Source organism: Accumulibacter sp., assembly GCF_029255125.1.
Classification (GTDB): Bacteria; Pseudomonadota; Gammaproteobacteria; order Burkholderiales; family Rhodocyclaceae; genus Accumulibacter.
Genome location: NZ_JAPUVR010000076.1, coordinates 100948 through 119827, shown reverse-complemented (window position 1 = coordinate 119827; position 18880 = coordinate 100948). Strand labels below are relative to the sequence as shown.

Annotated in this window: 15 protein-coding genes; 5 read left to right on the top strand and 10 right to left on the bottom strand. The window is 62.4% G+C overall.

Features of this window, described 5'->3' with window-relative positions:
* Window positions 1-30: 30 nt before the first annotated feature.
* Complete coding sequence (locus tag Q1L59_RS04205; RefSeq protein WP_300328449.1) at window positions 31-420, bottom strand: DUF2784 domain-containing protein; 390 nt, start codon at window positions 418-420, stop codon at window positions 31-33.
* Window positions 421-772: 352 nt separating this feature from the next.
* Between Q1L59_RS04205 and Q1L59_RS04200 the strand changes: the two genes are divergently transcribed.
* The 5 genes from Q1L59_RS04200 to Q1L59_RS04180 all read left to right on the top strand — a co-directional run bounded on the left by Q1L59_RS04200 (window position 773) and on the right by Q1L59_RS04180 (window position 8455).
* Window positions 773-2194 carry a hypothetical protein gene (locus Q1L59_RS04200; RefSeq protein ID WP_300328446.1) on the top strand — a complete coding sequence of 474 codons (1422 nt, stop codon included), beginning with the start codon at window positions 773-775 and terminating at the stop codon, window positions 2192-2194.
* Window positions 2191-4071 carry a hypothetical protein gene (locus Q1L59_RS04195; RefSeq protein WP_300328443.1) on the top strand — a complete coding sequence of 627 codons (1881 nt, stop codon included), beginning with the start codon at window positions 2191-2193 and terminating at the stop codon, window positions 4069-4071. The genes Q1L59_RS04200 and Q1L59_RS04195 overlap by 4 nt, the downstream gene beginning before the upstream one ends.
* 441 nt (window positions 4072-4512) lie before the next feature.
* Window positions 4513-5049 (top strand): hypothetical protein, encoded by a 537-nt coding sequence (locus Q1L59_RS04190; protein ID WP_300328440.1) that lies wholly within the window; start codon window positions 4513-4515, stop codon window positions 5047-5049.
* A gap of 47 nt (window positions 5050-5096) precedes the next feature.
* Window positions 5097-5903, top strand: coding sequence for a hypothetical protein (locus tag Q1L59_RS04185; RefSeq protein ID WP_300328437.1), 807 nt, complete (start codon window positions 5097-5099; stop codon window positions 5901-5903).
* Window positions 5904-6187: 284 nt separating this feature from the next.
* Window positions 6188-8455: a radical SAM protein gene (locus Q1L59_RS04180; RefSeq protein WP_300328435.1), complete on the top strand. Its 2268-nt coding sequence runs from the start codon at window positions 6188-6190 to the stop codon at window positions 8453-8455.
* A gap of 31 nt (window positions 8456-8486) precedes the next feature.
* Here the strand turns inward: Q1L59_RS04180 and Q1L59_RS04175 are convergent, their stop codons facing one another.
* From Q1L59_RS04175 to Q1L59_RS04135, 9 genes are all read right to left on the bottom strand, one after another.
* Complete coding sequence (locus Q1L59_RS04175) at window positions 8487-8849, bottom strand: cytochrome b5-like heme/steroid binding domain-containing protein (RefSeq protein WP_366145623.1); 363 nt, start codon at window positions 8847-8849, stop codon at window positions 8487-8489.
* On the bottom strand, window positions 8849-10105 hold the full coding sequence (locus Q1L59_RS04170) for a ferric reductase-like transmembrane domain-containing protein (RefSeq protein ID WP_300328432.1): 1257 nt from the start codon (window positions 10103-10105) through the stop codon (window positions 8849-8851). The genes Q1L59_RS04175 and Q1L59_RS04170 overlap by 1 nt, the downstream gene beginning before the upstream one ends.
* A gap of 24 nt (window positions 10106-10129) precedes the next feature.
* Complete coding sequence (locus tag Q1L59_RS04165; RefSeq protein WP_300328430.1) at window positions 10130-10423, bottom strand: hypothetical protein; 294 nt, start codon at window positions 10421-10423, stop codon at window positions 10130-10132.
* On the bottom strand, window positions 10423-11316 hold the full coding sequence (locus tag Q1L59_RS04160) for a hypothetical protein (protein ID WP_300328427.1): 894 nt from the start codon (window positions 11314-11316) through the stop codon (window positions 10423-10425). Before Q1L59_RS04160 ends, Q1L59_RS04165 begins: the two co-directional genes overlap by 1 nt.
* Window positions 11317-11409: 93 nt before the next feature.
* Entirely contained in the window at window positions 11410-12318 is a 909-nt protein-coding gene (locus Q1L59_RS04155; protein ID WP_300328424.1) for an SPFH domain-containing protein, read from the bottom strand.
* Window positions 12315-13298: an SPFH domain-containing protein gene (locus tag Q1L59_RS04150; protein ID WP_300328421.1), complete on the bottom strand. Its 984-nt coding sequence runs from the start codon at window positions 13296-13298 to the stop codon at window positions 12315-12317. The genes Q1L59_RS04155 and Q1L59_RS04150 overlap by 4 nt, the downstream gene beginning before the upstream one ends.
* A 167-nt stretch (window positions 13299-13465) precedes the next feature.
* Window positions 13466-14545 carry a 3-deoxy-7-phosphoheptulonate synthase gene (locus Q1L59_RS04145; protein WP_300328419.1) on the bottom strand — a complete coding sequence of 360 codons (1080 nt, stop codon included), beginning with the start codon at window positions 14543-14545 and terminating at the stop codon, window positions 13466-13468.
* Window positions 14546-14554: 9 nt separating this feature from the next.
* Complete coding sequence (gene mfd, locus Q1L59_RS04140; RefSeq protein WP_300328416.1) at window positions 14555-17959, bottom strand: transcription-repair coupling factor; 3405 nt, start codon at window positions 17957-17959, stop codon at window positions 14555-14557.
* Between the two features lie 134 nt (window positions 17960-18093).
* Window positions 18094-18876: an NAD-dependent deacylase gene (locus Q1L59_RS04135; protein ID WP_300328413.1), complete on the bottom strand. Its 783-nt coding sequence runs from the start codon at window positions 18874-18876 to the stop codon at window positions 18094-18096.
* Between the last annotated feature and the right edge of the window lie 4 nt (window positions 18877-18880).

The following is an 18880-nucleotide window of genomic DNA, read 5'->3' as shown; positions in this document are numbered from 1 at the left end:
GTCGGCGCGGCGGTGAGGGCAGCGCCCGGTCTAGTCTGCTGGATTGCGACGATGTCGCTCGCTACAGCGGTTGAGGAGCAGCCACGCGTAAAGGCCCAGATTGACCACGATGACGACGCCGGCCAAGGCGAACTGGATGTCGTGCGTCAGCCCGACCGGGTAAATCACCGGCAGCAGATAGTGCTCGACGAAGCTTTCCGTGTAGCCTGCCTGCCCCGCGGCTTGCCGCAGGCGGTTCTCGATCGGTGTCAGCGGACAGGTCGAGCCACTCAGCTCGACGAAAGCACCCCAGCCCGCGGCCGGCAGATGAACGACCGCGAGCTTTGGCCAACGCTGGACCAAGAGGCCGCCAGCAACGGCAAAGCAGATGAACAACAGGTGAATGACCACCAGACAGTCGGCGAATACGCGTGCAAGCATTTCCCGTACCTCGGCCCTGTTCCTTTGACCTGTCGAAGCTTAACCCCGAATACCTCTCGTCTGGCTGTCAATGGCAGCCAAAAACCGCCGAAATCTGGCGCGGCCGAAAATTCGGGCACGAAAATTGCCGGCCCGGAGCCGGGTCAAGGGCGGGCGCCAGCCCGGCGCAGCAACCCCTTGACGGGGCGGAGGGACGGGTACGCTGGAGCATGGCTGTAAGCGCGGCAGTTCCGCGCTGGCAGCCATGCTGACCTGCGCTTTTCTGCGCCAGATTGCCGCGGTTTCTCACCGCCATTAACAAGAGCGCTTCCAACATCCCGGTCGTGGCGCAAAATTCCTGGATAAACCATGGATGAAGGCACCGTTGCGCGGTGCGACAAGGGCCGGCGCAGGGTTCGGCGCGAAGCCTGCGCAGATGCTCGCTTCTCAAGACGGGGTGATCGCTGGATGTGCCTTGCTGCCCGTCATCCAACTACGCGACCCCACAATGGCCATAGCCACACTCTCTTGCTCAAACTTGGAATTGATGTATACATACAACTTATACATCGACCAAGTGTCGCCGGAAAGGGCCAAACTGGTTGACTTTAGATGTATACATGCTACATTGAAGTCGCTCTCCAACGTACTCCGAGGAGGAATGAAGATGGCGGCGGGTGGAATCAGCAGGGTAATCCTTCCTTCGAAGGAGGTATTCCAAGGAAGCGCGGGGGACTTCTTCAAGCAGTTGAGCCAGTCGGTGCCCGCGGACGTGGACACGAGTGCCTGGGTCACCGCCAACGCCAGCCGGCGCTGGGTGCAGGACTTTCTGCTCCAGCGGGTCCGCCAGCGATTGGGGCGCTCGATGCAGCGGCTTGGCCACTTCCTTTGCCCGGAGTATGACTATGCTGCGGACATGCTGCGGCCAGATGTCGAGCTGCCTAAGGGAAAGGGACACACATCCTGGGCCTACCTGAGCTATCTCGCCGTTCTGCACAGCCATGACGCCTGGCACCAGCCATGGCACCACGACTTTTTCTCTGCCAACGCCGCGTGGCATGTGCTGAAGTCGACACTGGGAAACGATGTGGCACGTCTGGTCTGTGCGATGATTGCCTTCCAGAATTCGCTTCGCGCCACCCTGTGGAGTCATGGAAAGCCTTCTGAGGTGCTGACCTATCCACATTGTGGGGCGCCTTGTGATGACGAGGAGTCTTCCAAGTGCAAGCTCCAGGCCGACCTCAAGGCGGTCATCTTGGACGCCGTCGGTGGGCAGGTATCAAAACCCTTCTGGCGCTCCTGCGCGTATGCGGCGCTGGCGCTCGACGCCATTCATGGCTTAGCTTCGCCCGGTGCGGGCTCGTGCGATGCCATCGACGAATTTGCCGAACGGTCACCAGCAGCCCCTGGCCAGGTAGAAAAGCGTGTCCTCATTTCCATTGAGTACGGCAACTACCATTTTGGTGAAGCGCCGGAGCTATGCGATAGCATTATCGAGGGGATCAAACCGCAGCTTCTCGACCCCGACACGCTGGGTTTTTGTTCGATCAGCCTAGGCCGTCAGTGGTGCAATTCCGACGTAAAGAGGTTGTCCAAAGCGATTCTTGACCGACATTCTACAATGCCGGAAGACTCTGTCGAACGCGATTGGTACGGCGGTTCTTCGGATGGGCATCGTTTTTTCCACGTTAGTCTGGGCTCGTTTGATTCTTGGCTCGAGACCAGAATGCGCGATGTCAAGACCACTGGTCATGTTTCGCCGAGGTCCGTGCAGGCGGGAGGAGCGACGCGATGAGCATGATTGCTGATTTTGATCCGTGGCCCGACATTCGGAAAGCTATCGAGAGGTATAGAAACTGGGAGCCTCGGTCTTGGAAGTTCGGCGGCCACGATTTTCTGCCAGTTCCGTATGTGAATCGAGTGCTGCGGGAACTGCATCGCGAGCGACCAGAAGGCTTTTGCCTGATGCTCCTCAAGTGGTCGGCAGAGGTGCCCGACAGCATCGCGGTCAGAACTTTCGCGCTACCGCTGCCCTTGCACGCCCCAGAGGAAGACAGCCTGAAGAGTGCTCTGGACCTAGCGCGGGAATCAGATGCTTCTCCCGATGATGGCTGGTGGAATGAACGCTTGGTAGTCGCTCGTTGTGCGGCCGCAGCTTGGGTCAATCTTCGCATGCTGCTTGGACCAGGACGGCTTGAAATCGAGTTCCGCAACGCAAAGTCCGGCGAGCAAATCGATTCGCCGTGGAAACAATGGATCGAAGCGATCAAGTGGGTACAGCAGCAAGACAATCACGACACGCTACGTGCCTTCTTGCTTCAGGTTGGCTGCGCTCGGTATCTCGATCTGGCTGACCAAGGTTCGCACGACGCGATTCCACATCGGGCGGCTGAGAAGTCTCCGCGTGTCCTTGGTATCGATATTGGCGGCACGTCGATCAAATGGGGCTTGTTCGGACCATCGGTCTCGGGCGGCTACCCTTGGCCGCCAATCAGGCAGGGTGCGTTGCGCACTCAAAGAGAGTTCAAGTTCAAGGACGGACAGGATTTTTGTCAGTATGTGTTCAGTCAGATCAAACCGGTCCTCGACGAGGAAGGTCTAAATCCAAAGAGTCTGTGTGTCGGGATAACGTGGCCCGGTCCGGTGCGCGGCAAAGCTGGGCGTGAGTACGTCGCTGGCCCGAGTGGAATCATGGGCAACTTCGAAAGACTCAGCTCGACGATCACGGCCAATTCGCCGGACGCCATTCATGCTCTGAAAATCCGCGAGGGTTTCGTAGGTCTTTTTGGGGATTGTGTTCGACTGATCAATGACGGTGACGGCCACGTCATCTTCGCTCGATCGCTACTCAAGGCGTCCACGGTGTTGTCCGACAAACGCTTGATGGTCATGGTGGCCGGAACGGGAACGGCGCTTGGGCTTATCGAAGACGGCGCTATCGCTCCGTTTCTCAGCGAGGTCGGGAAGACGATCATCAATCTGGTTGAACCGTTTCTTGCCTGCCAGAAGGATAGAGGTGGCAACTTTCCCGCTGGGGTTGCCAATCAGCTCTTCTCGGAAAAAACCAATCCGCGCATCGCAAAGGATCTTGTCGGTTCGGCTGTGAGTAACAGGGAAGTGAGCTGGCTGTACAAACGTTGGAACCAAGAGGAGTGTCCATCAGAGGAGGCCCAGTGCGCGGAGGAACTCTTCGCCAGGCTACCTGAGCAGCTCGAATGGATTGGAAACGATCAGCAGCGCAAGACGATTCTTTGGCAAGCGCGCCGGGACTACCTTGACGAGAAATACCTGACGGTGAGCGATATCTCCGGTACCTGCACGCTGGGCTGCCTGTTGGAAAGAGCGTCATGGCTGGCAGCGGATCTTATTGCAATGTGTGCCGATGTCCTCAAGGCAAATGCCGTGTACTTGTCTGGCGGCCCCATCACCGCCATCGGCGCAGAACTGAGCCGGAGAGCGAAGGAGCACTTGAAGACGCTTTACGGCTTCGACACCGATGGTCCGGACGCGCCTCACGCGATCAATGGCTTGGAATTCCTAGCCGACAAGCCACAGGCAAGCATGGCGGCCATGGGCGCTGCCAAGGCGGCATGGGAGATCTTTGCTTCGCCCAGGTCTGAACTCGGGGGCGACACATCCGTCCGAGAGATTGACCCCGTGTTTCTGGCTTGAGCCCGCAAGGATTGCTTCATGAGCTGTTTCGCACACTTTGCACTTCTCGATATCCCGGCGGGAACACCGGCTCGCGCGCACTTTCCTGGGGCTGAGGCTGCGACGACCTCAAGCTACGGGTACGTGCGATCGTCTGCCCGTTCCGAGCGCATAGCCGCGGCTCGGAACGAAGAGCCGCGCGTTGAACTTCCCTGGCGCGATTATGGCTCCGGTGTTCGGTACGCCGCTGATCTGCTGGCGCGCGGGGAAGGTCGCCGGCATTCAATCTTCGTCGGTGCGCGGAATGTGTTGAACGAGTTCGGTTTCCGGCTGCGGTTTCACGGTTTGTGGTTTGGTCGAGCCGGCGATCCGCCGCTTGATCCCGGTTGGCCGGTTGCCGCGCTGGGGGAAGGTGGCGTCTCGTTCCACAGCTTGGGCCGTCTTCCTGAGGAACTGGACGCCTTGACTGGACTTCCGCTGGTCATCGACGGCAGACCGGTGCCGCGATCGTTTGTTGTTGCCAACTGCTCCGACCCCGCGCACGCCTACGAGGTGCATCCAAAGGGTCTGATTGGACCGTCGGCGCAGGCTTGGCACGACTTGGCCAACGCGTGGGAGGTTGGCAAGCAGGATGGTGTTGATGACGAAACCCTATACCGGCGGCTAGACGCAGTCGCCCAATGCCACGGTGCGAAGCCAAGCCGCAATCTCCTGCACTGTGTGTTGGGCGGACGTTCCGACGGCTCCGTCCTGTGTGCGGCAATCACCGGCGCGCTGACCGGCATCGCCAGCACTCTGGCGGCTTTGGGCGTCGAACAGGCGATTGTCCTTGATAACGGTGGCAGTGTTGGCTGGTACTACTGCCCGGAAGCAGGCGCTACGCCGGTTGTCGTCGTTGCTGGCCCCAATCATCGGCCTACAGGCACCGCATTCATTGAGTTCGACTTGGGCAGCTTTCCGCAGCCGGTAAGCCATCCGGTGCTGGCGGATCATCTCTAGGAGGGGGCACCATGCCTCGTGATCGGATGAGCTTGACGCGGCGAGACATGGAAGCGCTCGTCCAGTTGGTGGCGAGGAACCCATCGTCCAAGAGCGAAGCGGCAACGTTTCTCGGCGTGGACCGAGCCTCCGTCGACCGCTTGTTGCAGCGGATAGACGAGGTTGTCGGCGACACGGGCCTGAACTGGAAGGACGGGCACCGACTAGTCTTCCCCGCAGAGGTAAGGCGGTTGGCTGCAGCGATTCGGCGCAGCGAAGCCGATGTTGCTGCCGCCATACGCTTTCCTCGCGTTTCTGCCGGCAGTCTTTCAGCCATGCTGGTACGGCAGGTTTTTGCGCGACTGGATTGCGCACCTCGCGCACTGCTTCTGCGATCGGCACAAGTGATGGACGCGCTGCGCGACGGGGAGATTGACCTCGCCATCGTGCACCGAGGCTCTGTGACGGCGATCGATGAGGATGTCGAAATGGTTTCTCTCGCCCAGTGGAAGGCTGCCATCGCCGCGCCGAGGGCAGCAAGCGGGGGGATGCCCTCGACGCTGATCTGGGAGTCCGGGAGTTACGGAGAACAGCTTAACCGCAGCGTTGCTCTGGTCGACCCCGAAGTCATGACGCCGCAAGGACCGATCGCGACCTCCTATCTGTCAGCGCTCGAAATGGTTCGACGCGGGCTTCCCTACCGCTTGGTGCTGCCCGACATCTACCTCAGCAGATTCGACTGGGAATACCTGTCGGTTACTCGCCCCGCTCGAGACGTGGTCGATGAGATGGTGGCGCTTCATCGGAAGGTGGACCAGCGCAGGCTAGGTGCCGTACTCGCGGCCGATCTGTGGAAAGAGGTTGTGCAAGCATGAGCGCGTCACGGTCGTCGGCCAGCGAAGCGAACCCAGGCCGTCGAACAACCGGGCTTGTCGCGCCGGGTTTCCCTCCCCCCACGCGCTACCAGCTAAAGCACCTTGGGGCTTCCCTCGATAGTCTGATCGCACAGTGTTCATGGTCAGCGCGTTCACTTCGGGACTTGGCGCCCGAGATCGATCACGCGAGTTCACCATCACGTCTCGTGATCGTTGGTGACCCATCTGCTCAAGCGGTTTCCGACGGATGCCTCCAGCCACGACGCGCGGTTGACTCTGCCGGCTTGCCCGCACGCAGCGCCTCCGCAAGTCACTGCCAAGCGCTCCGGCGCTATTCCTTTCGCTGCAAAGGCATTGACTTTCTGGCCGCCTGCGATGGGAACGCGCTCTACCTGAGAGAACAGCTTTTTAGCGAGTTGGATACCGATGAACTGCGTCAGCTACTGGCCTTTGCCACGTATTACCACTCGCTGACGAACGAAGACCGTAGCGGCCCTGTTCCCGCGGCCACGCGTCGCTGGGTGCTCGATCGCCTGATCGAGCTGAACCAGCAGAGCCCAGGTTACGGACTGACGCCTCGTCAAGCCGCCGAACTCGCGTTCGCTGAGGACCTTCTGGACAAGCTCGAACTCCTGCCTGGCACGATCGGCCGTCAGATTCGCACTAATGCCGGCTACCTGATCGCAGAGCGTCGCGCCAGCGACTTGCGACGCAAGGATGGGCCGGATGACGGGCTTTTGCGAAACAGGCTGGGCGCTATCCTAGCCAAGGAGTCTCCGCTCACACCGATCGACATCGAGTTCGTAACTTTCGGCTCTCCATGGCACTACGCCTTGTGGAATAACCTCAGTGTCGAAACGCTGGCAGGTGATTTGCGTGGAGAGTATGGCGACGAAGTCGCGATCAGTGTGCGCCGGCTGGATCGCCTGGATTTGGTCGATACCGTATTCAATCGTGCGCGCCCCACTTTCCCTGCTATCGTTGGATTGTCGGTCGAGCTCGGTACGCTACCGCTGGTAGACCGTTACCTTGATTGGCATAGCCAGGATCCCAGGGCACGAGGATCGATTCTTGTTCTCGGTAATCAGCTGCCAACCTATTTCCCTGAGCGCTTTCTGAATGACTTGCGTGTACCAACTGCAATCGTCTGCCTGCACGAGGGCGAATTGGTTATGCGCGGCCTCGTCGAGCTGATTCGCGGGCGGACCCAGCTTCCTGACATCAACAATGTCGTCTACCGTTGCCGCGAGACGGGCGCGATCCGCCGCACGCCGCTGGTCAACCTGGACCTTGAGGCGCTGCCGCACCCACCCTCGGGCGACACCGTCAAGCCGGGGATGACGAACATGATCCAGACAAGCCGCGGCTGTGTGTTTAGCTGTACCTATTGCACCCGCTGGAGCAGCTTCAACGCCTCAACCAAGATTGAAGCCATTGGCGAAGTCACCACGCCTTCGCCCAGCACAAAGTGGCGGCATTTTTCTCTCGAACGAGTTTTTCGGAACGTCGAGATTTTCCTTTCTCGGGGAATCAGCGAAATCGAGTTCTGCGACGACGAGTTTTTTGGCGGGCGAAGCGCAGCCGCCTTGAACCGGATTCATGATTTTGCTCTCGGGATGGCCGCGATAGGCCAGAAGTGGCAAACGCGTCTCTCGTTCCGAATCTTTACAACGCCTCTGATCGTTTCCAGGGAGCCAAGAACGAGGAAGATCGCCGAAGAAAACGAGAGGATTCGACAAGCGCTGCAGCTTCTCCGGAATGCCGGCTTGACGCGCGTTTATATTGGGCTGGAAAGCGGCAGTCAAGCGCAGAAACTCCGGTACAACCGGAAAGAGACTCTCGGCGATACCTTGTGCGCACTGCAGGTGCTTCAGGATCTCGACTTGGACATCGACGTCGGCTTCATCATGTTCGATCCAAGTCTAAGCGTTGAAGAGCTTCTTGAGAATACCGCCTTTTTCAGGGCGAACGGTCTGGTGCGTTACAACACATGGCCTTTTCGACCGCTTGTCGTCAATGAAGGTACTGCGATCAAGCGTAAGCTGGAAAGCCAGGGCCTTCTGACCGGGGAGCAGGAACCAAACTTCATGGCGTTTGGCTACCGCTTTGCTGATCCGGCGGTCGCCCAGATAGCCGAAGCCGTTCACAGGATCTCGCGATCCAGCGCACCGGTCTTCTATGCCTTGAAGACGATCTCCAAGAGCCATTGGCACGGAGGAGATGAAGCAATCGACTTCGCGGTGCACACGGTTCAGGCCAATGCCGAGATCTATCTCGACATGATGGAGAGCCTGGGCGAGGCAGCCGCGATGGGTTGTCTCGGCGAGCGGCTGGCGCTCGTCAGCAGTCAAACAGAGCGCGAAGTACGCGGGCTTGTCAGTCAGGTGGCGCGAATGATCGATCGAGGTGTCTTTCGCCACAGAGGTGCGGATGAGGCCACTCTTCGAGGTCATATCGACGCGTATTGGCGTGAAGCCTCCGGTCAGGATGGAGGGCTACCGGGTCGACAACAGCCCAGTCGCGAGTTTGGGCGCTCCAGCACGCCGGATTGACGTGGCGCGCGGCTTACCTTCGCCGCAGCGCTCACTGCGCAGCCAGGCTGCCGAGTCGGTATTTCGCCAGCAACTCGTCGGCTTGCGCCGAATGTGGACGGCCTTTGCTCTTCGTTGCGTAGGCTTCGCTCGCATCGCGGCCGCACCAGGGGAGAACGAACTCGGGACGAGACGGATGTTCGGGAAGATAGGGGCTGACATCGTAGACGCTGCCGCGGATCGCCATCCAGCAGTCGTCGGGCACCGCGTGCCGGGACAGCTCGGCCGGTAACACCGGCCGTTCGTGGACGGCGATAGCGGGCGCGTCGGCCTCCGGCAGCCAGAACTTGGCGCCCCAGAGGGCGGCTATGAGCAGCCAGAAGACCAGGGTTCCGCTCAGGTACAAACGGCGCATCAGCGGAATCCGAAGTTTTCGAAGTGAATATGGCGCGGCCTTATGCCATGCCGGCGCAGCGTTTTCACTGCCGCTGCCAGCATGCCTGGCGGCCCGCAGAGATAACACTCCGGCGCACCCGCCAATGCGCCCGCTTCGGCCAGCAGGAGGTCGAGGTTCGGTGGCTCGTCGCCAGTGGCCAGGGTGTAGAGGGCAAGCTTACGGTCGGCGGCGGCGACTGACTGCAATTCACTGAGGAAAGCGGCATCAGCTTCGCTGCGATAAAGATAGAGCAGGGTCGTCGGGTGAACGAGCCGGGCGCTACGCAGCAACGCCAGGAACGGTGTGATGCCGATACCGCCGGCGAGCCAAAGCTGGCGCGCTGCCGGCCGGTTGGCGAGGAAGGAACCGAACGGACCGTGGACACGCGCCGGCACACCGGACACGAGCGCCTGCATTCGACGCGTGCAATCGCCGAGGGCCTTGACACTGATGCGTAGCTGGCCGTCGGCATCGACGGCGCTGACGGTAAACGGATGAAACTCACCACAAGCGCGGAAACCCGCGCCGGAAAAGAAGGCCACTAGAACAAACTGGCCGGCGTTCGCGGCGACCGGGCGGGCGAGCGGCGCCAGGGTGATTTCGAGCACATCGTCGCTAGCGTGGAGCGTGGCTGCGACGACATAGGGCCGCGCGAAGCGGGCCGAATCCTCGCCGATCAACCGCCAGCCAAGGAGCAAGGCGCACAGTACAAGCAGTGGCAGGACGGGCTCGTCGATTCCGAGCAGCAGGACGTGCAGCAGGCTGCACAGCACGCCGATGCCGAGAAGAAAGTGCAGCCAGCGCCAGGTCCGGTAGGCCAGGCGCGTCGAAAAGGTCGCCGCCAGACCCAGCATCAGCAGCAGCAGCGCCAGCCAGCCGAGCCAGATCGGCCCGAGTAGCGTGCTGGGGAAAAGCACTTGCCAGGCACGCCTGGGCGAATCCATCAACGCATCCGCAGCCAGCGCTAGAGGATGCGCCAACAGCAGCAGGTAGGCCGCCATGCCGACCCGATGATGCCAGCGGTACATTCGTTCCAGGCCGCCCAGCCAGTGCGCCAGCCAGGTCTCGCGCAGCATCAGGAGCAGGCTGGCGAGAAGCAGCCCGCAACCCGCCCAACCAAGAACGATAGCCAGGCTGCGCGCTGCCGGGAGTCCATCGGGAAACGCCCAATAGACCGGAACAGCCGTGCATGCCAGTACGAGCAGCGGAATCGACAGGCGGCGGATCAGGCGCATGAGCGGGAACGGAAAACGGCTCGGTCAGCGCGAAGCCTTGTCCGCTTGCAGGTGGTCGCAGAAGTCGCGCCTGCCGCGCGGCAGTTCGCGGCCGCTCTGGCGGGCGCGCTCTTCCATCTGTTCGTGATGCGCCAAGCGGTAGCTCTGGCATTCTTCGTAGGTGCGAAAACTGCGGATGCGCGCCTGATGTTCGATGCGTTCCTCAGGCGTCATCAGTTGCCATCCGCGCGTGTTCGCCTCGCTCGCTCGCCACGGCCCGCCGGCCTGTACGGCGGCCGAAAAGGCCAGTGCACTCAAGCTAATGAGAATGTTGTTCATCATCGTTCGCTGTACTCTCCGCCGCGAATGAAGCGCGCGATGCCAGTGGCAATCTCCTTGTCCTGACCGCTGAAGCCGTGCGCGCTGTTACCCGTACACCCGGCAAGGCCAACTTGCCCGGCATCGCCGGAACCGCCGGCAACCTCGACGATCTGCCAGCGCACGCTGCGCGTACGCGCAGCGACCTGCGCCATCAGCCCCGGCGGCGAGCGGACACATCGGTCGTCGACATGACCGACGAGCAGCAAGGGTTGGTCTATGCTCTCCAGCGGCAGGTCGAAGACCGTCTGCGCCGCCCACGCCTTCTTGGCTGGCGTCTGGCCGGACATCAGGAGCGAGGTGAGGACGACGCCATCCGGCGCCGCAAGTCCGCGCAGGCGAGCCGCGGCATTGGCCGCCGAGAGCGAACCTCGGCTGGTCCCGACGATCCATACCTTGCCTCCGCTCCGCTGGCGCAGGCTGGCAATCACCTTACCCAGATCGTCGGCATGCTCGGCGCTGGTCCGGAAGCTGCCGAGCCCATCCTCGCCCTGGAAGTCCGACGGCGCGTCGAGCAAGGCGGTAGCGAAACCCTCGGCGGCAAAGGCGGCGAGCGAGCGAACGAGTGAATTCGCCGTCAGCTTATGCGGACAGCCCGAATCGTCGAGCGCGAGATGCCCGGAGCCGCCGGGCAGCAGCAGCAAGCTGATCGTCGCCCCCGGCGAGTCGCCGCGCTCCGCCGACGCGAAAGCGTAGCGCGTCGTGCTGCCGCCATGGGTAGCGACCTCAAACACCTCGGCGCAGCGCTCGGCCGATGTCGCACCCGGCGCCGGCGCGGCCCCCAGCGCTGCGGCGAGGAACAACCCGCCAGCGATCAACGCTCGGGCGGGTTGGGCAACGAACGCAACTGGCATGGCGGGAGAACAGCCTGGACAGGCTCGCACTTGTCGGCCACCGTGTCGCCGCGCACGGTCGCGTCAACGAAGTCTGCCGGGTGCGGCATGGCCCTACGGCTGCGTTCCATGGCGAGCGGCGACCAAGGGCTTGAGCAGTTCATCATGCGGCGGGAGCAGCGTCAGATGGCCCTTGCTGGCAAGCAGTTGCTGAACTTCCAGGATCTCGAAGAGTGCATCGGCAACTTCGCGGTCGGCGGCGATCGCCTGGATCGCCTCGCCGACGATCTGCGGCCGGATCGCGCCCGCTTTGGCGAACTCGATCGCCGCCAGGCGCTCGGCCGTACTGGTGATGATGTTCACCTGGTTGGCGCCATCCTGCTTGATCGCCGAGGTCACCTGGCGCAAGCGGTTGACGACTTTCTCCTGGATGTGCCGGGTCATTCCCGCATCGCGGAAATGTACCTTGCGGATATAGACCGAACCGAGTTTGTAGCCCCATTCGTGCGAACGCGGCGAAACTTCCTCGCGCACCGCCTTGCTCATTCCGTGCCGGTTGATCAGCATCTGCTCGAGCGGCATGTTGCTCAAGGAACGGACGACCGCATTGCTCACGTTTGCCGCCAGCGAGCCGCGCGGATCGGCGTTGCGGAAGAGGTAGGCGACCGGCTGACTGATGTACATCTCGTACCAGATGCCAACGCCCATCGGCGCCCCCTCTTCCGAGTTGACCGGATTGCTGCGCAGGTATTGCTGGTCGAGCCGCATGTCGAGGACCTCGCGCCGGCCCAGCCACATCACCAGGAAGGCGGCTGGACCAATGTTGATCGGCAGGAAGTGCAATCCCGGCTCGCTCAGAATCCCGACGACGCGCCCGAAGAGAACGAAGACCTGACACGTTCCCTCCTGGACGATGGTGTACAAGCCGAGACGCTGGAGCAGCAACAGGGTCAGCGGGACGGCTGCCCACAAGACAATGAAGGTCGCTGCGGCAGCGGTCGAGAAACCGATCCAGGCGCTCATTCCTTTACCTCGCGCACCACACTCCGCGCATGCGCAAAGAGCGGCACGCGGACATTGCGCAAGTACGCGCGCAGCGTATCCGGACCGCTCTCGCGCAGGACGCCGAGTTCTCTGGCCAGGGCAACCAGCGGTTCGACCTCGGCTTGCGCATTGAGCGTCTGGATTTCAACCGCTCGCTTCGACTGGACGATCTTCTGATCGGCCAGCGCCTGCGCCAGGCTGATGTCGGAAGAGACCTGGTTATAAGCCGTATTGATTGCCGCCAGCGCGGTTTCCACCTCTCCCGGCGGGTCGATCCCGGTAATCAGCGAGGCATCGAGGATGATCCCGTAGCGCGCAGCCGACGAGGCACATTCACGTTCCATGTGTTCGTTCAGGTCGCGCAGATTCTTGCGCAGATCGTTGATCGAGACGCCGGTGACAGCGCTCATTTCGCCGCCGCGAGCGGCGTCAGCGCCAATCGGTGCGGCAAAACCGGCGATGCGCTCGCGCAGCACCGAGACAAAGTAGCCCATGACGTGCGAAATCGGATGCTTGACGCCAAAAAGGTAGGCGTAAAGATTACTCTCGGCAACGCGATAGCGAATCTGGCCCGTCAGGCCGGTGTCGAGCTGGTCCTTGGTCACCGCCTCGAGTACTGTCCCGTGCGCGTTGGCCGTCGGATCTTCCGGGTCATGCGCCATGTTCATCGTCTGCGTGGCGATCGAGACCTTGTAGATCCTTTCCCAGGGCCATTTGAAGTAAGGCCCGCCGGGCGGAATGACGCGCACTTGCGGATAGTTGTAGCGCGGTTTGTCGTCATCGCTCAGGCTTTCGCCGAGTGCCGACTGCGCGGTCATTGCCTCACCCACGCGCTGTACGCGACCGAAGACGGTCTTCACGGCACGTTCGTTCTGGTCCACCGTGTACAAACAGCTAAGCCCGTAGCGCACCGCCAACCAGGCGAGCAGGCCGACCAGCATACCGAGCATGACATCCATCCGTATCCTCCTGCCCCAGCGTTCAGCGGTGCTTGCCGACCATCGCACCGACGGCGATTATGCGCCATTTGCCAGGCGCTGCGGGCGCGCTCGCTGGTGCACCGCAAGCCGAGCGCAAGGCGCCAGCCGCCTCGTCCGCTTGCGGCAGCGGCCAGAAGCGACCGGCGCTACGCCCGGTCGAGGCGGGCGGGCAGCACCTCGCGCAACAAACCGGCCGCGTCGCGAATCATCCGTTCGGTGGTGGCCCAATCGACGCACGAGTCGGTGACCGAACAGCCGTAGATCAACTGCGACAGATCCTCGGGAATCGGCTGGTTGCCGGCCACGATGTTCGATTCGATCATCATGCCGACGATCGAGCGGTTGCCGAGACGAACCTGATTGACCACATCGGCGAGCACCAGAGGCTGCAGTTCGTATTTCTTGTAGCTGTTGGCGTGCGAGCAGTCGATCACGATATTGCTCGACAAGCCTGCCTTACGCAAGGCGATTTCGGCCATCTGGACGCTCACGGTGTCGTAGTTCGGCCGATCGCCGCCGCCACGCAGAACCAGGTGGCCATAGCGGTTGCCGCGCGTACGGACGATTGCCGTCCTGCCCTGCCCGTTGATGCCGAGGAAGCTGTGCGGGCGCGCCGCGGAAAGGATGGCGTTCACGGCGATTCCAATGTCGCCATTGGTGCCGTTCTTGAACCCTACCGGGGTCGACAGGCCGGACGAAATCTCGCGATGCGTCTGCGACTCGCTGGTGCGCGCGCCGATCGCTGTCCACGAAATGAGGTCGCCCAGATATTGCGGCGAGATCGGATCGAGCGCTTCGGTGCCTGCCGGCAGTCCGAGTTCGGCCAGCTGGAGAAGAAAGCTGCGTGCCTTGCGCATTCCTTCGTCGACGCGGAACGAGTCGTCCATGTCGGGATCGTTGATGTAACCTTTCCAGCCGGTCGTCGTGCGCGGCTTCTCGAAATAGACGCGCATGACGAGGTAGAGCGTGTCCTCGACCTCGTGCGCCAGTTCGAGCAGACGATGGGCGTAGTCCAGCCCGGCAATCGGATCGTGGATCGAGCAAGGTCCGACGATGACGAACAGGCGATGATCCTGCCGATCGAGAATTTGGCTCAACACTGTCCGGCCGCGCCGGACAGCGCCGGCGGCGCTCGGCGTCAGCGGCAGATGCTCGAGAATCTCTTCCGGAGAAGGCATCGGGTCGAAGGCGGTAACGTTGATATTGTCGAGGTCTAGGGTCGTCATGGGGCAGATTCAGTTGGCTAGGCGTTTAACGAGGTCCCGCACGGCCACGACGCGCTCGGCGAGCGTCGTGCTTTGCCGCTTGAGGATCAGTTTGTCCGGACCGGCAAGCCGGCAGTTGCGGTCCTTCTGAACAAGATTGATGATCCGTACCGGCTCGATCGGCGTTTCGGGCGAAAACTGAAGTACGACTTGCCCGGCCGTGACGTCCAGCTTGCTTATCCCCAACGGTTTGCAGAGGAGACGCAGACGGTGGCCGTCGAGCAGTGCGCGCGCTGGCTCCGGCAATTCGCCGAAACGGTCGACGAGTTCCTCGTGCAGCGCAGTCAGCTCGTCGGCGCTGCTGCAATCGGCCAGCCGCTTGTACAGCGTCAGACGTTCATTGACGTCGGAGGCGTAATCGGCCGGCAGCAGCGCCGGCATATGCAGGTTGATCTCCGAGGTAAGCGCCAGCGGTGCTGCCGGATCGACTTCCTTGCCCTGCTTCAGAGCGGCGACGGCGCGCGTCAGCATCTCGCTGAACATGGTGAAGCCGACTTCCTGCATTTCGCCCGACTGGTTATCGCCGAGAACCTCGCCGGCGCCGCGGATTTCAAGGTCGTGCATCGCCAGATAGAAGCCGGCGCCGAGCTGATCCATCATCTGGATGGCTTCCAGCCGCTGGCGAGCCTGCTTGTTGAGCGCGCCTTCGTCGTGGGTCAACAGATAGGCATACGCCTGATGGTGTGAACGCCCGACGCGTCCGCGCAACTGATGAAGCTGGGCGAGGCCGAATTTCTCGGCCCGGTTGATGATCATCGTGTTGGCGTGCGGGTTGTCGATGCCGGTTTCGATGATCGTCGTGCACAGGAGAACGTTGGCGCGCTGCTGCGTGAAGTCGCGCATGACGCGTTCGAGCTCGCGTTCGCTCATCTGGCCATGTCCGACGACGATGCGCGCTTCCGGCAGAACCCTGCGCAAGTGCTCGTGCATACGCTCGATGCTGGCGACCTCGTTGTGCAGAAAATAGACCTGGCCGCCGCGCTTGAACTCGCGCAACAGCGCTTCCCGAATGATGCCCTCCGAGTAGCGGGTGACGAAGGTCTTGATCGACAGCCGCTTCTGTGGCGCTGTCGCAATGACCGAGAAGTCACGCAGGCCCTCGAGCGACATCGCCAAAGTGCGCGGAATTGGCGTCGCCGTCAGCGTCAGGACGTCGACCTCGGCGCGCAAGGCCTTCAGCGCCTCTTTCTGGCGAACGCCGAAGCGGTGCTCCTCGTCGATGATGACCAAGCCCAGCCGGCTGAAGCGGATGTCCTTCTGCAGCAGCCGATGCGTCCCGATGATGATGTCGAGCTTGCCGGCAGCCAGCCGGTCGACCACTTGCGCCACCTCACGCGGCGTGCGAAAACGCGACAGTTCGGCGATGTTGACCGGCCAGTCGGCAAAGCGGTCCTGAAAGGTCTGGAAATGCTGTTCGCAGAGCAGCGTCGTCGGACAGAGAACGGCCACTTGGCGGCCGCCGGCAACTGCACAAAAGGCGGCGCGCAGCGCCACCTCGGTCTTGCCGAAACCGACATCGCCGCAGACCAGACGATCCATCGGTCGGCCGGACTTCATATCGTCGAGCACGGCAGCAATGGCCGCCGCCTGGTCCTGCGTTTCCTCGAAACCGAAGCCGTCGGCGAAGGCATCGTAGTCGAGCGCCTTGTACTGGCAGGCATGCCCCTGGCGCGCAGCGCGCAGCGCGTACAGTGCGAGCAGTTCCGCGGCCGTGTCGCGCGCCTGCTGGGCGGCCCGGCGCTTAGCCTTTTCCCAGTGTGGCGAACCGAGCGTGTGCAGCGGTGCGGCGTCGGGATCGGCGCCCGAATAGCGCGAGATGACGTGCAGTTGCGCCACCGGGACGTAGAGCTTGGCGTTGTCGGCGTAGTGCAGTTCGAGGAACTCCATCGCGCCCTCGCCCAGGTCGAGGTGCACGAGGCCCTGATAGCGCGCGACACCGTGCTGCTCATGCACGACCGGTGCGCCCACCTTGAGCTCGGTCAGGTCACGCAGCCAGTTGTCGACCGAGGCGCGGCGCTGGCTGCTCTGGCGTCCGCGGCGCGACGGGCTGTCGGCATAAAGCTCGGTTTCCGTGACCAAGGCGAGCTGGCCAATCTGAAAACCATCCTGGAGCGGCCCAACGGCCAGCGCAAGGCGGGTATCGGCGGCGAGAAAGCTGGCCAGGTCCGGGCACGCGGCGAGCGGCATGGCGAACTCGGCGCACAGGCTGGCGAGCGTTTCGCGTCGTCCCGCGGTCTCCGCGAGCAGCAGGACCCGTCCCGCGTAGCCTTCGACGAAGGTCTTCAGTCGACCCAGCGGATCGTCGGCGCGCCGGTCGATGGCGAGTGATGGCAGGCGCCCGCTCGGGCCCCCGTCGCCGCGTTCCAGACTGATCCTGGCGTAGGGTTTGGCGGCGACGAAGAAGGGCTCCTCGGCGAGGAACAGTTCTTCCGGCGCCAGCAGCGGGCGGCTGCGGTCGCCCGCGAGTAGACGATGGCGGCCCTGCGCCTCATGCCAGAAAGCGCGGATGGCAGCCGGAACATCCGCGTGCAGGCAGACCAGGCTGCGTTTCGGCAGATAGTCGAAGAGTGTCGCCGTGTCGTCGAAAAATAGCGGCAACCAGTACTCGAGACCAGCGACCGGAATGCCGCTGGATACGTCCTTGTAGATTCCGGCACGTAGTGGATCGCCCTCGAAAGCCGTTCGGAAGTTGCGGCGAAAGCGCGTTCGTCCGGCTTCGTCGAGCGGAAACTCGCGCGCCGGCAAGAGGCGAACCTCGGCGACCGGATACAGCGTGCGCTGGCTGTCGGCGTCGAAAGTCTTGATCGTCTCGATCTGCTCGTCGAATAGATCAAGGCGGTAGGGCAAAGGCGATCCCATCGGAAACAGGTCGACCAGACCTCCGCGAATCGCGTATTCGCCCGGTGCGACGACCTGCGTCACATGCGCGTAGCCGGCCACGGTCATCTGCGCTCGGAAGCGTTCCGCGTCCAGCCGGTCGCCCTGCTTGAGGAAAAAGGTATACGCCGCCAGATAGGCGGGCGGCGGCAAACGGCAGACGGCGGTGCTGACCGGCACCAACAGGACATCGCAATCGCCCTGGGTAACCGCATAAAGCGTAGCCAGCCGCTCTGAAATCAGGTCGTGGTGCGGCGAAAAAGCGTCGTAGGGCAGGGTTTCCCAGTCGGGCAGCAAGCGCACGCGCAAGTCCGCCGCAAACCACGCGATCTCGTGCAGCAAGCGCTGCGCGTCGCCGGCACTCGCGGTCAGCACGGCAAGCAGGCGCGGTTCGCCGCTGCTTTTCGCCTGATTCGCCAGTTCGGCAATCAGCAGCGCATCAGCCGAGCCGACGAAAGGGGGTAGTTGTCGCCTTTCGCCAGGCTCGGGCAGCGACATTCGGGGAAGCGATAGCGACAAAAAGGACGACTCGCTGGTCTGGCTTGGCGGGGATGTGGCCGCCGCAGACGGGCGCGGCGGGCACGGCGAAAGGCGCGCATTATAGCCTAGCCGGCATTCGCCGCCGGGCGTGCTCAGGCGTCCGTTGCGTCCACCGCGTCTGGCGCCAACGTCTGGCAGAGAGCGGCGAAGAATTGCGAGGCGCCCGCTCGAATCGAGTAGTCGGCAACCTCCGAGAGCGGCGTTCGGTGCGGATTGATTTCGACCACCGTGGCGCCCGAAGCTTTCGCCCAGACCGGCAAGTGGGCCGCCGGTTGGACGGTGAACGATGTGCCGACGCAGAAGAAGACGTCTGCCCTCGCGCTGCGCCGCCCGGCGGCGGTGAACACCTCCGGGTCGAGCGCCTCGCCAAAGAGCACCAGGTCAGGCCGCGCTGGCGCACCACATTGCGGACAGCGAAAGGGTTCGCGCAGATCCTCTCCCCACTCCTCGGCGAAACCGCAGCGCGCGTGGCAGCGCAATCGGTGAATCGTTCCATGCACCTCGAGCACATCGGCATTTCCGGCGCGTGAGTGGTAACCGTCGATGTTCTGCGTAACCACCGTCAGCCGCTTGTCGGCGACTATCCTTTCCAGTCGGGCGATTGCTCGGTGCCCAGGATTGGGCTGGCGGTCGTCGACCAGGTTCTTCAACTCGCGCAGCCAGTTCCAGACCACGCGCGGATTACGCATGAAACCGTCGATGCTGGCAACCTCGTCCGGATCGACATTGTTCCACAAGCCGGTTGCGCCATCGCGGAAGGTCGGAATGCCGCTATCGGCCGACAGGCCGGCGCCGGAAAAGACGACGATTTCCGCCGCCCTGCGCACGAGGGAAGCGATTTCGTCGTGCACTGCCATGGCCAGTCTTTCCTTCATTCTG

Bases quoted from the DNA above. Each gene is read 5' to 3' on its own strand.
- Q1L59_RS04205 (WP_300328449.1), bottom strand. From the start codon at position 420: ATGCTTGCACGCGTATTCGCCGACTGTCTGGTGGTCATTCACCTGTTG.
- Q1L59_RS04200 (WP_300328446.1), top strand. From the start codon at position 773: ATGAAGGCACCGTTGCGCGGTGCGACAAGGGCCGGCGCAGGGTTCGGC.
- Q1L59_RS04195 (WP_300328443.1), top strand. From the start codon at position 2,191: ATGAGCATGATTGCTGATTTTGATCCGTGGCCCGACATTCGGAAAGCT.
- Q1L59_RS04185 (WP_300328437.1), top strand. From the start codon at position 5,097: ATGGAAGCGCTCGTCCAGTTGGTGGCGAGGAACCCATCGTCCAAGAGC.
- Q1L59_RS04175 (WP_366145623.1), bottom strand. From the start codon at position 8,849: ATGCGCCGTTTGTACCTGAGCGGAACCCTGGTCTTCTGGCTGCTCATA.
- Q1L59_RS04170 (WP_300328432.1), bottom strand. From the start codon at position 10,105: ATGCGCCTGATCCGCCGCCTGTCGATTCCGCTGCTCGTACTGGCATGC.
- Q1L59_RS04165 (WP_300328430.1), bottom strand. From the start codon at position 10,423: ATGAACAACATTCTCATTAGCTTGAGTGCACTGGCCTTTTCGGCCGCC.
- Q1L59_RS04160 (WP_300328427.1), bottom strand. From the start codon at position 11,316: ATGCCAGTTGCGTTCGTTGCCCAACCCGCCCGAGCGTTGATCGCTGGC.
- Q1L59_RS04155 (WP_300328424.1), bottom strand. From the start codon at position 12,318: ATGAGCGCCTGGATCGGTTTCTCGACCGCTGCCGCAGCGACCTTCATT.
- Q1L59_RS04150 (WP_300328421.1), bottom strand. From the start codon at position 13,298: ATGGATGTCATGCTCGGTATGCTGGTCGGCCTGCTCGCCTGGTTGGCG.
- Q1L59_RS04145 (WP_300328419.1), bottom strand. From the start codon at position 14,545: ATGACGACCCTAGACCTCGACAATATCAACGTTACCGCCTTCGACCCG.
- mfd (WP_300328416.1), bottom strand. From the start codon at position 17,959: ATGTCGCTGCCCGAGCCTGGCGAAAGGCGACAACTACCCCCTTTCGTC.
- Q1L59_RS04135 (WP_300328413.1), bottom strand. From the start codon at position 18,876: ATGAAGGAAAGACTGGCCATGGCAGTGCACGACGAAATCGCTTCCCTC.